The sequence below is a fragment of the Lysinibacillus fusiformis genome (assembly GCF_016925635.1).
Classification (GTDB): Bacteria; Bacillota; Bacilli; order Bacillales_A; family Planococcaceae; genus Lysinibacillus; species Lysinibacillus fusiformis_F.
The window spans coordinates 1,286,283-1,300,851 of record NZ_CP070490.1; the positions used below are offsets into that span (position 1 = coordinate 1,286,283).

Annotated in this window: 14 protein-coding genes; 1 reads left to right on the forward strand and 13 read right to left on the reverse strand. The window is 35.6% G+C overall.

Going from position 1 to position 14,569, the window contains the following annotated elements; translation table 11 throughout:
- Nucleotides 1–408 precede the first annotated feature (408 nt).
- Genes JTI58_RS06400 through JTI58_RS06415 form a run of 4 tightly spaced genes read right to left on the reverse strand, consistent with a single transcriptional unit; the run spans nt 409 to nt 4,371 of the window.
- Nucleotides 409–1,020, reverse strand: coding sequence for a response regulator transcription factor (locus tag JTI58_RS06400; protein ID WP_225341057.1), 612 nt, complete (start codon nt 1,018–1,020; stop codon nt 409–411).
- Nucleotides 1,004–3,307 (reverse strand): sensor histidine kinase, encoded by a 2,304-nt coding sequence (locus tag JTI58_RS06405; protein ID WP_243456338.1) that lies wholly within the window; start codon nt 3,305–3,307, stop codon nt 1,004–1,006. The genes JTI58_RS06400 and JTI58_RS06405 overlap by 17 nt, the downstream gene beginning before the upstream one ends.
- Nucleotides 3,298–3,456, reverse strand: coding sequence for a competence pheromone ComX (gene comX / locus JTI58_RS06410; RefSeq protein WP_205445934.1), 159 nt, complete (start codon nt 3,454–3,456; stop codon nt 3,298–3,300). Before comX ends, JTI58_RS06405 begins: the two co-directional genes overlap by 10 nt.
- Before the next feature lie 12 nt (nt 3,457–3,468).
- Nucleotides 3,469–4,371: a polyprenyl synthetase family protein gene (locus JTI58_RS06415; RefSeq protein WP_205445935.1), complete on the reverse strand. Its 903-nt coding sequence runs from the start codon at nt 4,369–4,371 to the stop codon at nt 3,469–3,471.
- Between the two features lie 340 nt (nt 4,372–4,711).
- On the opposite strand from JTI58_RS06415, the gene JTI58_RS06420 reads away from it, so the two are divergent.
- Nucleotides 4,712–5,257, forward strand: a complete 546-nt coding sequence (locus JTI58_RS06420) for a hypothetical protein (RefSeq protein WP_205445936.1) — start codon at nt 4,712–4,714, stop codon at nt 5,255–5,257.
- A gap of 686 nt (nt 5,258–5,943) precedes the next feature.
- On the opposite strand, the gene JTI58_RS06425 is transcribed toward JTI58_RS06420, so the two are convergent.
- The 9 genes from JTI58_RS06425 to JTI58_RS06465 form a co-directional block, all read right to left on the reverse strand.
- The gene (locus JTI58_RS06425; RefSeq protein ID WP_205445937.1) at nt 5,944–6,258 is read right to left on the reverse strand and encodes an antibiotic biosynthesis monooxygenase family protein; all 315 of its coding nucleotides are present in this window, start codon (nt 6,256–6,258) and stop codon (nt 5,944–5,946) included.
- A gap of 1 nt (nt 6,259) precedes the next feature.
- Nucleotides 6,260–7,288 carry a siderophore ABC transporter substrate-binding protein gene (locus JTI58_RS06430; RefSeq protein ID WP_205445938.1) on the reverse strand — a complete coding sequence of 343 codons (1,029 nt, stop codon included), beginning with the start codon at nt 7,286–7,288 and terminating at the stop codon, nt 6,260–6,262.
- A 64-nt stretch (nt 7,289–7,352) separates the two neighbouring features.
- On the reverse strand, nt 7,353–8,114 hold the full coding sequence (locus tag JTI58_RS06435; protein WP_205445939.1) for an iron ABC transporter ATP-binding protein: 762 nt from the start codon (nt 8,112–8,114) through the stop codon (nt 7,353–7,355).
- Nucleotides 8,111–9,064 (reverse strand): iron chelate uptake ABC transporter family permease subunit, encoded by a 954-nt coding sequence (locus JTI58_RS06440; RefSeq protein WP_205445940.1) that lies wholly within the window; start codon nt 9,062–9,064, stop codon nt 8,111–8,113. The genes JTI58_RS06435 and JTI58_RS06440 overlap by 4 nt, the downstream gene beginning before the upstream one ends.
- The gene (locus JTI58_RS06445) at nt 9,057–10,007 is read right to left on the reverse strand and encodes an ABC transporter permease (RefSeq protein WP_004231947.1); all 951 of its coding nucleotides are present in this window, start codon (nt 10,005–10,007) and stop codon (nt 9,057–9,059) included. Before JTI58_RS06445 ends, JTI58_RS06440 begins: the two co-directional genes overlap by 8 nt.
- Before the next feature lie 284 nt (nt 10,008–10,291).
- A complete protein-coding gene (locus tag JTI58_RS06450; protein WP_205445941.1) occupies nt 10,292–11,344 on the reverse strand; it encodes a YkvI family membrane protein in 1,053 nt (350 codons plus the stop codon).
- Between the two features lie 52 nt (nt 11,345–11,396).
- Nucleotides 11,397–12,503 (reverse strand): o-succinylbenzoate synthase, encoded by a 1,107-nt coding sequence (gene menC, locus JTI58_RS06455; protein ID WP_205445942.1) that lies wholly within the window; start codon nt 12,501–12,503, stop codon nt 11,397–11,399.
- Between the two features lie 21 nt (nt 12,504–12,524).
- Nucleotides 12,525–13,349: a GNAT family N-acetyltransferase gene (locus JTI58_RS06460; protein ID WP_205445943.1), complete on the reverse strand. Its 825-nt coding sequence runs from the start codon at nt 13,347–13,349 to the stop codon at nt 12,525–12,527.
- Nucleotides 13,349–14,494: a M20 peptidase aminoacylase family protein gene (locus JTI58_RS06465; RefSeq protein WP_205445944.1), complete on the reverse strand. Its 1,146-nt coding sequence runs from the start codon at nt 14,492–14,494 to the stop codon at nt 13,349–13,351. The genes JTI58_RS06460 and JTI58_RS06465 overlap by 1 nt, the downstream gene beginning before the upstream one ends.
- Between the last annotated feature and the right edge of the window lie 75 nt (nt 14,495–14,569).

A 14,569-nucleotide genomic window follows, 5' to 3' on the forward strand; every position in this document is an offset into this window, starting at 1 on the left:
TTATAAAGTTTTATGGTGAAGTATATTGACTAGCTAGTAACATTCTACAATCTACTAACGCTACTTTATTCATAGATAGTCAGGCTGCTTATTTTAATAAAATGATTTGTATATTACTGACTATAGCAAATCTACTTAACCACTGTTAATTTAAGCGTACCAGTACTTATACCGTTATTTCAACTTCGGGTTTACGCCAATTTTATGGCGTGATTCAGACAAATTTTTGGCGTGATTTGGCGGGTATAAAAAAACACCGCCACTTTTTTGGCGGTGTCTCTAATATTTTATAGGCTATTTAGTATAGGAATATGGATTTATTTTACTAAGGCAATATATAGGATATTCAATTCCCAAAATGCTCCCTATTAATTGAAAAATATACCAACAGTATAACATAGAAGTTGTCTAGAGTAAATTCATTCTCTCAGCAAGATTTACAGCTTCTGTTCGTGAATCTACATTTAACAAAGAAAAGAGTTGCGTTAAATATCTCTCTGTTGTTCGCTGAGGAATATTCAATTCAATAGCGATGGCTTTATTTGTATGGCCCTCTGCAATGAGTCTTAAAATTTTCTTTTCCTTTTCATTTAAATGTATATCTTTAGCACCTTGCAGTTTAAATTTATCATCCAGAAAATCTAAGAAATTTTTTGGTAAAACAATTTCACCGTTTGCAATGGCCCTGACTGTTCTTAAAATTTGCTCTTTAGAAGCTGTTTTAGCTAAAATGCCTTCTATTTTTCTTTCTAAAATGAGTGGATAATAATCTGTGATATCATCACCTGTATAAAGAATGACAGAAGCATTTGACTGAATAGCCTTAATATTACGGGCTAGGTTAATTCCATTCTCTAATGGCATATTGATATCTATCAGATAGATATCGTATGGTTTATTCTTTATCCTTTGAATGACACAAGTTGCATCACTTTCCGTATCGATGATAATATCTTCATTCTCTTGAAATAAATTTTTAGTTCCCTCTAACACTATAGGGTGATCATCCACTATGAGCATCGTAATCAAGTGTTTCACTCCCTTCTTTCACCATTATTCTAATAAACATCCCTTCATTGATATTTGAGTCAATCGCAAATTGTCCGTTAAACGCTTTTACACGCTCCTGCATGCCTTGAATGCCCATCGATTCTGTTACTATAATGTCCTCTACATTACATCCTACACCATCATCTTTATAAATGATTTCGAAACCATCGTTCATTTCTTTTAAATGAATTTCAACAGATGCTGCATAGGAATGCTTTAACGCATTATTAAGTAGTTCTTGGAACAAACGATAAATCATTAAATTCATGCGTTCATCCTCTAAATAAAGACGATCAATTGTGTAAATTAGCACGAAGTTAGCTCTCTCCTGAACTTTCCGGATTAACTTTTCTAATGCAGCATTTAAACCTAGTGTATCTAGTAACGGAGGTTTTAGGTTTTCACAATAAGTACGTAATTCATGTAAGGATGCAACCATTTGCTTATGAATTTTTGCAAGCTTGTCCTGTATATCTGTTGTATTTTTTGCATTTACAAGGACATCCACCTCACGGGCTATATGTAGTTGCTCCTGTAAATTCGTGTCATGTAACTCTTGAGCTAACTGGTATTTTTCTTCTTCAAACCTTAGCCATAAAAGCTTGTTCAGCCATGGTAACTGACCATCATCAGCTTGCTTCATATGCTTCAGTTCCTCTAACAGTTCTTCCACCATTTTTGTATTCTCAATAAAATTATTCACATACAATAAGAGCAATTCAAGCCATAAAAGCTCCTCATCTTTTAAATGAATCGTATTATTATGCCCTAGCACTAATGCTCTTTTAAAATGTGCATCCTGATGGAGAAATGCTATATAAACTTTGTCAATTTTTCTTATTTCACCTAATCGGATTTCTTCCATTATTTCAGGATCAATCGCAATACTTTCTCCAGCAATTGTTATGAATTCATTTTTATCATAGTTATATGTTAAGACAAAAACGTCCTCTAACTCAAGATGTATGGAAACCTCGTAAGCAAACTTCTCTAGAAGTTCGTCGATTTTAATTGTTTTCCCAATTTTATCTACGGCTGTATATAGCTGATGAATATAATCGCCCTTTGTTGAAAATAATATTTTCCGTTTTCGATAATCGACCTTCTCTTTAACGTAAAAAAGTATAACTAATGAAGAAAATGTAAAGAAAGCTACCCCCGACATGACAGTCATTGTTAAATAACGACCTGCAATAAAATATAGTCCCACTGTGAACCATACAGTAAAGATTAAAGAGAATATAACATAATAACGTAATCTTGTAATATGGTACTCAATATCAAATAATCTTTCTGCTAATTGTGTAAAAATAAAGCTAAAAGGTATAAGCAATAAAAATAATGAGCTTATCTCAGATGAAAGTATATACGTGTGAAAAAGGATTTTAGGGAGTGCATATAAAAAAAGAAATGGTAGAAACGGTATTAATATACTATTTAATAAAATTTTCAACTGAGGTGAGCTGTATTTAAAATAGCTTATTAATAAAATACTAAGGATGATCACAAGGAGAATAAAGAAAATAGCCAATATAACATTGGAAAGAATATCATTTGAAGCAGGATAAATAGTGCCCACACACCCTAATATAAAAGCTATGAAGGGTAGTATATAAAAGAGCTTGATATTATTTGTAAATACCCAATTTGTTTTCACAAATGAATAATAATTTCTCAAAAAATGTAATAGTATGACTAAACATAACAGCATACTACTTCGATTTACGATAATGCCAATCGTATCCATCCTACCAGAGACACCACTGCTTACATAAGCCAAAGAAACCGTTAACATAAAAAGAATTAGTAAATCAGCTAACTTAGTATTCCTTTGTTTGAAATGTAAATAAAATGCAACAAATAATGTTAGTAAATAATAACAAGCCGGAATGATTAAAACATAGATAAATTGTTGAGGGATATCCAAATGCTTAATATGTATATTGATTAGATCTCCATCGGGCTTCAGTATTGTTATTTCATTAGCAGATAAAATTTTTGATTTATACTTCAGTTGATTTAATTCATTGATGGGTTCATTATCTACAGTTAAAATCGCATCACCAACAGAAATATTTTGTCCCTCTGCCCAGTCTTTATAATAAAGTTGAGAAATGACCCATTTGTCATTCTCTTCTTCTACACCAATCTGTATATAAGGCTCGCTATAATTCACATAATTTAAATAAAAACCAATAATTAAATAGAGAATTATAGCGGGCCAAAACAACTTACTACGCAATTTTTTTAGTTCCAAATATCACTTTCTGCATTCATTTCACCGCTAAAAGCTTCTAAAATTGCTTTTTGTTCTACAGATGAAACTCCTACTAATGAGGCTTTTTGTTCCTTTAATAGTGCAACTAGGCTTGGATTTTGTTCTAAATATTGGATTACATTAATCATTCTTATCTCTCCTCATCTCAATAATTTTTGTAGGTATTCTTTACCTAACTCATTTATAGCTACATTTTCAAGATAATTCAATGCTTTAAACTTGTAGACGTTTTTTATCGTAATGGCATAACGTATTGCACCACCATTTGTCAACTCGTCTTCTGTTGCATTATTATCCAAATCTGTAACTATATCATTATTATAATAGCTAGAAACAGATTTTGAAACATCATTTTTCTGTGATAGAAGATAAATAATAGGCAAAGAATACCTTTTATTTAGCAAATCATTTTTAGGGCCCCACGCCTTTAAGCTTTGTATATCATTTTTAATTTGTTGGATGATGCCTATGTATTTTCCATACTCCTCTATTTCTTGAGATATTTCTCCTCTTGCAAGTACTTCACCAATCAAACAACCCATTGCTGTTAATGAACCAGATTTCAACGTAATCATTTGTATATAGGAATCCTCATCACGGCAATTATTTAGTAAGTCTAATTGTTGCCCGTTTATACTTTTTAAAGCGTATTCTTCAAGAAGCTTGATAGCCGCTCTTTTATGTTCAAAAGAAGTTTCATCTATTGTTTTAGATGCCATGACCAGCATAGCTAAAGCAACGTTTAGTGATAATTCAGGAGTTTTGTTCCAACTATAGTCCGAATCCTTATCCTGCAGATCATCAATAATATCAAAAGATAGTATTAGAAGTTCAATTGCAGCAGCTACCTTGTAGATATCTTGATTTATGCTTTTTGAAAATGCTTCATAATGCCAAAAACACAATTTACCAAAGGAAAAACCTACAGCTGTTTTTTCTTCTATAAAGCCTTTTAACATTGTTTTTAGCTCAGAGCCAAGTAATAACTCATTTTCTATAAGGATGTCTAATGATTCATTGATGTGTGCATCTAAACCCTTCAATAGTCCTCTCCCCTATCTAGTATATTACTAGATATTATATAGATTAGTGGGAATTAATACTAGTCATACAATTATATGATACATTAAATACCATTAATTCCTTTATAAAGCGAAAGACCGCCAAAAAATGGCGTTATTCATGCAAATCACGCCAGATTTTTGTTAATAATTACTAAAAAAATGGCGGTAGAGAACCAAGCACCGCCATTAAAGTGGCGTAAACTTACCATTGAAATGGCGTTCTAACAGATGTTACGCTTAGATTAATAATAAAATCATATTTTTAAAGTCAGGATAGATTGATGAACATGAAATCTTTTTGTACTGGGAGTGACTTAAATTGAATGATACTGTTTTCATACTTACGGCTACTTTTTCATGTAATATCTCTGTCTCAGCTGAAGAAATTACAATTAAACAGCCTAACAATGACCAACGACGAATTGAACAAATCATTATTCAATCAGAATTAAAAGCCTATCAAGAAACCTTAGCTGCGTATAAAAACATTTCAACTTTTTCAAATTTTATTAGTGATATTCCTGGATTTGAGGATACATTCCAACAAAAACGAGATTATTATATTGAGCAGTATGGCATTATAAGAATATCAAACGAAAGCATATCTAGTATGTCATTAGTCAATCCTTTCACGTTTGGATTAAATATAGATTCCCCTATAGTGTATGTAACACCACAGTACACAATCATTAATGCTAGAGGGCTAGTAATGGCAACAAATGCATCTAATTATAACAATAATCCAGATAGTGTGGATGGGCTGTGTAATACAAGTATCTCTGGGTTGTCCATTAACGAGAACACCATATCCTTTAATATGGATTCGACATTTAGTAAATGGAGAAAACCATCTATTACACATTAGCCTATACACCTAGCTAAGCAGGTCACAATGATTGTGACCTGCTTTTTGTGTAATAAAAAAGGTGTCTCAATCTCTCTTGAGACACCTTTCATAGTGTTGAAAAACAAAACCATCAATAGAATTTTTGTGAAAGGTGAAAATGGTTTCCGTTGCAGGCTACTTGCTTTCCTATGGGCGAGCGCCGAATCGCTTCCTCCGCTACCACTCCGTTTAGAGTTTTGCCTGTCTCGCTATCCCACGGGAGTCAAGTAGACTTCCACTCCAATCCACAAACGTGTTACCTTTTTAGCAAAGGTTTTCAAATAAAGTGAAGGTGTTCTCTACTCTTTATGAAGAGGTGTTGTCACGCATCACTTCTCCACATTGAAAATAAAAGCTTATCTCCTCTAAGAATACAGATAATGGGCGATTTGATCGCTATGCTACTATGAAAAAAAGTAAAGACACTTTGCAGAATGGTTGATTGGAGTGGAGCCAGCGTCATTCCTAGGGGATTTAGCGTCACAGAGGAGACCCTGGAGCGAACGGAAGTGAGTGAAGCGGCTCATCGGACGCCCCCTGGAAAGGACGCTGGCGGAACGGAAATCAACCCCTCACCTTGCTAAAAGGTCTTTTTCTGCTAGTGACATGATCTTTTTTCAACAATATGAAAAGGTGCCTCAATCTCTTGAGACACCTTTAGATGATTAACCTTTTACATAATAAACTTCTTGTCCGCTTTCAATGATATGATCAGGCTTTGGTTTCCCTGCGCTTGCCTTATGGCCGGCAATATGCTCAGGACTCTTCTCCCAATTTTTCCATGCTTCTTCTGATTCCCAACGAACCATCACTAGCACTTCTTCATCTCCACGGCGAACTTTCTTTACAAGTACCTGCTTATCAATGTAACCAGGCTGTTGTTCAAGTAATGAAGGACCGTTTGATTTAGCACCAAAACGTTCCACAACCTTATCCGAATTCCCTTCCGTCACAACAATACGTTTAATTTGTACAAACATATTAGTTAAACGCCTTTAACACATCTTCAGCTTTTTGTGTTTCTGATTGTAAACCGCCACCTGAAAGGTACCAAACTTCTGGATCTAGGTAGAATACTTTACCGTTTTTCACAGCGTTTGTTGCACTTACGATTTCGTTTTCAATTGCAGCTTTTGTACCTGATTCACCGTTTTCATTTACAACAGCGTCACGGTCAACAACGAATAAGATATCTGGGTTTTTCTCACGTACGAATTCAAAGCTTGCATTATCACCATGTGACTCGATTTTGAAGCCACTAGCTTCAGCTACAGCTTTTACACCATACACATCATGAATCACACCGAAACGTGAACCAGGACCAAATACTGATAATGAACCTTCACTACCTAAAACGATTAATGCTTTTTCTTCTGTTGCAGTAGCTTTTGCTTTTACTTCTTCTACTTTTGCTTCATAGGCAGCCATTGCATCTGCAGCTTCTTTTTCTTTACCAAAGATTTTACCTGCTAATTCTGTATTAGCTTTGAATGACTCTAAGAAGTTATTATTATCTACACCAATGTATACTGTAGGAGCAATTTTAGATAATTCAGCATAAGCTGCTGACGCACGACCAGAGATGAAAATAATATCTGGGTTAATTTCAGATAATTTTTCATAATCAGGCTCGAATAATGTACCTGCATTTACATAAGTGCTATCTTTAAACTTGCTTAAGTATGCTGGTAATGAATCTTGTACTACTGCAGTAGGATTAACGCCTAAAGCATCTAAAGTATCTAGGAAACCATTATCAAAAACGACAACTTTTTCTGGCATTTTATCAAGTGTTATTTCTTCAAATGTAGTACTATTACCATCGCGACCTTCAACTGTGCTACCTGGAATTGTTAGTGGGTAAAGTGATGATTCTTCATTTTGTTCCTCAGCTGGTTTGTCAGTTGAAGTACCTTTATCTTCTTCTTTTGCTTCGTCTTTTGAACCGCAAGCAGCCAATACTAATAACATCATTGCCATTAATACCGTAAGTAACTTCCATTTCTTCATTGTGAAATTTCTCCTTTAATTAATTTATTTGATAGTTAGATGGTTTATCCATCTGAAACTATTTTTACGAATTAAAATAAACACAAATTCGACAGCCATCCTGTTCTTGAACAGGGATATCCATATCATAGATTTCCTTCAAGGCATGTGAGTTAATAATGTCATTTGTAGGACCGTTTTTAACAACACGACCATCTTTTAATGCAACAATATAGTCAGAGTAAACGGAAGCAAAATTAATATCGTGTAAAACGATAACCACCGTTTTGCCTAGCTCATCAACCAGCTTACGTAAAATCTTCATAATCTGTACAGAATGCTTCATATCTAAATTATTCAATGGTTCGTCCAGTAAGATATATTCAGTGTCCTGTGCAATAACCATTGCGATAAAAGCACGCTGACGTTGACCACCTGACAGTTCATCTAAATAATTTTGTTGCATATCTTCTAAATTCATATAACGAATAGCTTCGTCAACTTTTTCTTCATCTTCAGGCTTTAAATGCCCTTTTGAGTAAGGGAAACGGCCAAAGGATACAAGCTCACGGATTGTTAGACGAACATTCATAAAGTTAGATTGCTTTAAAATCGATACGCGTTTAGCGAAATCATCTGATTTCCAGCTTCGTACATCTGCCTTATCGAGTAGTACTTCGCCAGTATCTGCATTCAGTAAACGACTCACCATTGAAAGTAGCGTGGACTTCCCTGCACCATTCGGTCCAATAAACGATGTGATTTTTCCGGAAACAATATCAACACTTACATCTTGAACGACAGGTTTTTTTCCAAAAAACTTGGTAATTTCTTTGACTTGTATCATCCTGCTGACCTACTTTCTCTTAATAATAAGTAGATGAAGTAGACCCCACCCACAAAATTAATAATGACACTAAGTGTAGTAGTGAAACTAAATAAACGTTCAACCATCCATTGTCCACCGACTAAAGCAACAATACTCATTACACAAGAGCCAGTAATTAAGATCGAATGCTTGTATGTTCTGAAATACTGATACGATAAATTTGCAACGATTAAACCAAAGAATGTGATCGGACCAACGAGCGCCGTCGAAACGGCTATCAAGATCGAAGCTAAAATTAACATACGTTGTACCAACTTATCGTAAGGTACACCTAAATTTATAGCTGTATCTCGTCCCAAGGACATAACGTCTAATTGATTCATATGACGAGCACCATAGAAAAACGTTATTAAAATGATAACGCCTGCTAGCCAAACTAAATCTGAATTAACATTATTGAAACTTGCAAACATTTTACTTTGTAAGCCTAAAAACTCATTCGGATCTATTAATACTTGGAAGAACGTAGTAATACTTCCTAAAAACGTACCGACAATCATGCCAACAAGCAGTAAAAAATAAATCGGGCGCTTTCCTTCTTTAAACAATACTCGGTAAAAAATTAAAGCGAATAGAATCATCGCCCCAATCGCAAGCGTAAAATTATAGTAGATATTAATAACTAATATGGATGTAGAGCCAAAGAAAAAGTAGATGCATGTTTGAATTAACATATACAAAGCATCTAAACCCATGACACTTGGCGTTAAAATACGATTATGTGTAATTGTTTGGAAAACTACTGTGGAATAGGCAATAGCTATACCTGTTAATGCCATTGCTACTACTTTTATGACACGACGTGGAAAAGCATAATGATAATTACCATTTAATTCCCAAAACAAATATAGAACAATTGCTATAACAGCGAGACCTAGTAAAATGAACATTTTTGTACGATTACGCATATGCTCTCCCCCTAAACAACATGAATAGGAAGATGGCACTTCCAATTACACCAACAGTCATACTAATTGGTATTTCATAAGGGAAAATCAGTACTCGTCCTAAAATATCGCAGAATAATAAGAATGACATACCAAGTAAGGCTGTATGCGGCAAGGTTTTCGCCAAATTATCACCTTTGAACAGTGAAATAATGTTCGGAATAATCAAACCAAGGAAGGGAATGATACCGACTGTTAGCACCACTGTCGTGGAGATAAGAGCTACCAACACTAAGCCTAAATTGACCACAAATTTATAGGATAGACCAAGGTTTTTTGCAAAATCCTCTCCCATCCCAGCTACTGTAAAACGATTTGCGTAAATGTAAGCTAAAATGAGTATCGGTACACTTACGTATAACAGTTCATAACGGCCTTTCATGATTAATGAGAAATCTCCTTGTAACCATGCTGAAATGTTCTGGATAATATTTGCCTTGTATGCAAAGAACGTTGTCACAGAGGACAATATATTCCCAAACATTAAGCCAATAAGCGGTATAAAAATCGCATCTTTAAACTTAATTCGGTTTAATATTTGCATGAATAGTAATGTGCCGGCTAAAGCAAATATGAAAGCGAAGGAAATTTTTTGGAAATATGTGACGTTCGTAAAGAACATCATTGAAATCAATACGCCCAACCGTGTGGCATCTAATGTACCAGCTGTTGTTGGTGATACGAATTTATTCCTACTTAAGCTTTGCATAATTAAACCAGCAATACTCATACCTGCACCTGCTAGCAAGATTGCAACAAGTCTAGGTACACGACTAATTAAAAATAGTCTAGCTTCTTCTGATTGGAAGTCTAATAGGTCGCTAGGCTTAATATCTACTACTCCGATAAATAGCGACACAATAGACAGCACAACAGTTGCTGTTAAAAGATATCTTATTTTCATAGTAATCCCCGGTAGATTTCATTTTTGTGTGTAACTCACTTTTTAGTGAAAATGATTATCATTACTCACGATTCCCATTATAATCATGATTTTATTCTCAGTCAACCTACAAATGAGAATTATTCTCGCTTTATTGAAGATTAACTAAAAAATATGCCTAATTAACGAAATATCAGCATAATCGCTCATCTTTTCAACAGAAATAATTCACTATTTCTACAATTTTTTTATCCAAATAAAAAGGTAATTGAGAATAAAATCTATCTCTCAATTACCATTTTTTATTAAATAATTTTCTTAATGCCTCTTAACCATGCTGAAATAATGAATATGATTAATACTAAACCTACATAGCCCATAACCGCATACAGTTTAGCTACTAGTGTTGTGAATCCCACAAGACTTGCTAGAAATCCGAGACCACCTATAAATATGACTGCAACCCTAAAGCTTGCTCTATTGGGTTCGAAAAACCTAACCATGAAGGAATATAGCATCCCTACCGCCGTATTATAAATCATTCCCAAAAGAGAAATAGTCATTAATAGCCCAACAATTGGATGAATTTCATTAGCTAATGCTAACATCGGAATGTCTAGTCCAACAATGATATTCATTTTTGCTAGAAGAGAGAAATTCACAAGTAAAATTAAACCACCTAACAAAATTCCACCAATTATACCACCCATTCCAGCTACCCTATGATTACGTATAGATCCACACATCACCGTTAATAAAGAAAAACTAACCCCTACATTGAATGACATATATAGTAAAGCCGTCACCCACCAGCTTTTCTCACTTATTTGAGCCTGTTGAGCAATAACAGCCTGCTCTACAAAGGTAAGGTCCATCGTAGCTATAGCATAGATAGCGATGATGGACACAATGGTTAGTAGATAGGGAGTGGCAAGCGCGATGATATTAATGATACTTTTCACATCCATCATAACTGTAGCTATTGTAAGCAAGATCATGCAAATACTCCCTAGCCAGATAGGAAATCCAAACATTTGTTGAAATGTTGCACCAGCACCAGCAAACATAATTACGGCTACACCAAATAAAAAGAGGGATAGGACTAAATCCAATACAAAGCCAATAGTATTCCCTGAAATTTGATAAATCAAATCCTTATGGGAGGCTGTGCGAAGTCTTGAGCTCACTTGAGCAATGCACATTCCAACAATCGAGAAACCAACCATAGCTAACAGTGCACCATATATTCCTTTAAAGCCATAGCTTGTAAAATAGAGGACAATTTCCTGCCCCGATGCAAATCCTGCTCCAACGATAATCCCTACATAGGCACCACCGATTTGCAAGCTTTTTTTCAATCAGTTCTCTCCTCGTTTTTCCTTTATACCAGATGATTGACTAAGTAATGCTTTATTGATAGATTTCTTTACTAATCGTTAATTTATCAATAACAGCCATATTAGGCGTATAACCAATACCGACTGACTGGGGTACCTCAATATAGCCATCTTTGACTTTTACTTCAGGATCAATTACGTCCTCATACCAATAATGACTAGATCCTGCTGTATCGCCGGGTAAAATAAAGTGACTAAGAGATGTTAAGGCAATATTATGTGCTCGTCCAATTCCTGCCTCTAACATACCACCACACCAAACTGGAATATCGTTTGCTTTACATAGGTCATGGATTCGTTTCGCTTCCGTTAAACCACCTACTCGTCCAATCTTAATGTTTATGACACCACAGCTTCCAAGTTCAATTGCTCGTCTGGCATCCTCATAGGATGTGATGCTTTCATCTAAACAAATAGGCGTTTTTAACTTTTTCTGCAATGTTGCATGATCGACAATATCATCAGTAGCTAGTGGTTGTTCAATCATTAATAAATCAAAGTCATCAAGCTGCTGTAGTATTTCTATATCGTCTAATGTATAAGCAGAGTTCGCATCTACCATCAAAGGTAAATTTGGCAGTTCCGCGCGAATTGCTCGTACTACCTCGACATCCTCTCCAGGCTTTATTTTTATTTTCACTCTTTTATAGCCTTTTTCAATATGACCTTTTATTAAAGCTATTAACTGAGTGATAGAGGGTTGAATTCCCACGCTGACTCCCACTTCAATACGTTGTTTTTGACCGCCTAATGCCTGTGCAAGTGATTGCTTCGTTTGTTGGGCGTAGATATCCCATACAGCACCTTCAATTGAAGCTTTCGCCATGCAGTTTCGACGAATAGGCGCAAATAAGGAAGTCACCTCATCTGGATGCCCGATCTCTTTATGTAACAAGATGGGTATCAAAAAATCTTGCAGCATATGCCATGTTGTCTTTAATGTTTCTTCTGTATACCAAGGTGCTACAAAAGCAACCGTTTCTCCCCATCCCGTAATCCCTGATTCATCTTTTGCTTCTATTAATAATAATTCCTTTTCATCAACTGTGCCAAAGCTCGTTGTAAATGGTGCTTTCATAGGCATTTTCAAGTGCCTTAATGTAATCTTTTCTAATCTCACAATATTCACTCCCTAGCATTATTATAAGGCTAATAAGGAGCGTCTGACTAACAGATAGCTATGAACATATTCTGGATGTTTCTTCATGCGTACAACAGCATAATCTTGATTAAATAATGTCGTTAAGATTGTACGAATTTTATAACGCCAGTCCTCTGCAAGTTTTGGACTTTCCACTTTCATCTTCTGTAGAGATTGAGGGATCGGTAAGAGATAGGCGTCCTTGTAAAAGGATTGTTCCAACTGAAATGTATTTTCTACATCTAGAACTGGCAATCCGTCGACGGTTAATGTCCAAGGTACAATTTCCTGCGCTAGCTCTTCTAATTCATCAAGGCTATCTGCCATTTGATCACGCTCAATCCACCATTCAACAACTAGCCTATCTGATGGGAGCCCTTCATTAAAATCGTCTCGGAGCGGACCATAGTAATCATTTTCATATTGATAGCTAGTGGCGTTCAATTTTAGAAATGCTAAATTAGCTAAACGTGCTTCTAACGGTTCAATTAACCAGCGGACAAGTTGAAAACCATGCTCTTTTGCATATTCTTGTTGGGCATGCTTCAATAATTCAGCCACACCTTGTTCACGATATGCTTTTTCTACACCAATCATGTGCGAATGCAAGTACATTTCTCTATCTTGATAACCAACAAAGCAATAATTAAAGCCAATTAGCTTTTCGTCTAAATACGCTCCTAATACGATTCCCCCATTTTGTACAGCAGCTAATAATTGATGGGAAGGTATTGCTTGGCTGCCCCATATTTCAGCATTCAATTTTTGGATCTCTGCAATTTCTTTCGGTGTCATTACTTTATGAATTCGCACTTGCTCTAACATTACGCTGACGCCTCCTTTTTATGCCCTGATTCCAAAGCTAATAAAACTGCTCTTGTAAGAATCTCAACTCCTGTGACAAGTCTTGCTTGTTTAAATTTCATTTTCGGATGATGCAACCCGGGAGTTAATCCACAACCCAAGCCTAGCATGGTCGTTTTTAAATGTGGCCGTTTCACAGCATAATGGTGAAAATCCTCTCCACCAGGTGTATGAACTGGCTTTCTTAAATTTGATAACCCAGTAGCCTGTATAATTGCCTGCTCCATCAAATATTGTGCACTTGTATCAACTTCAGCAGCTACGATATTAGCAACCGTACGTAATTCAATCTGTACCTTATGCAACAATTTAGAGGAATCTATTACACGCTTTACTCCTTGTGCTAAATCATCCATTACCTTGTTTTGCTGTGCACGTATATCAATCGTGAACGATGCATTACCTGGAATAATATTGCCTGAATCTCCCCCGGCATGGAATTTCGTCATCTTTACAGATACAGGAACCATAGGATCTGTATGAATGGTTCGCAAATCTTCGATAATTGTTGCACCTACTTCAATCGCATTAGTGCCAAGGTGTGGCCTTGCAGCATGAGCATCCTCCCCAATAATTTCACCTTCAAGTAAGCGAGAGGCACCATGGTATAGGGCTGCACAATAAGTGCCGTCCTCTAGCTCATGAACAGGTCTTACATGGACACCAAATAAATAATCTAAGTCATCAATAACGCCTTCTTCTAAAACGGATAACGCTCCCGTTCCTTTTTCTTCAGCAGGTTGGAAAATAACACGGATTGTGCCATTAAATGATTGCTGTAGTTCTTTTAAAAGTAATAGCGTACCAATGGCCATCGTCATATGTCCGTCATGTCCACATGAATGATTCGCACGGAAATGGCCATCAACTTCTTGCCATAAAGCATCTATATCTGTTCTTAATCCTACTTTCGGATCTCCGTTGCCTACATCCACATATAACCCTGTGGAGTTTTTAAATCGTATAGGAGAAAAGCCTTCCTGCGTTAATAGCTCCACTATATAATTGGTTGTTTCTACTTCATGCCAGCTGATTTCTGGATTCGCATGTAAATACGTAAAAATCTCCATTAATCTTGGCCTCAAATGATCTAACTCTTCTTTCATGGCTTCCAACCCCTTAAATTTTCATATTATTAAAATTATTATAACGAAAATGATAATTATCTACATAGAAACTTA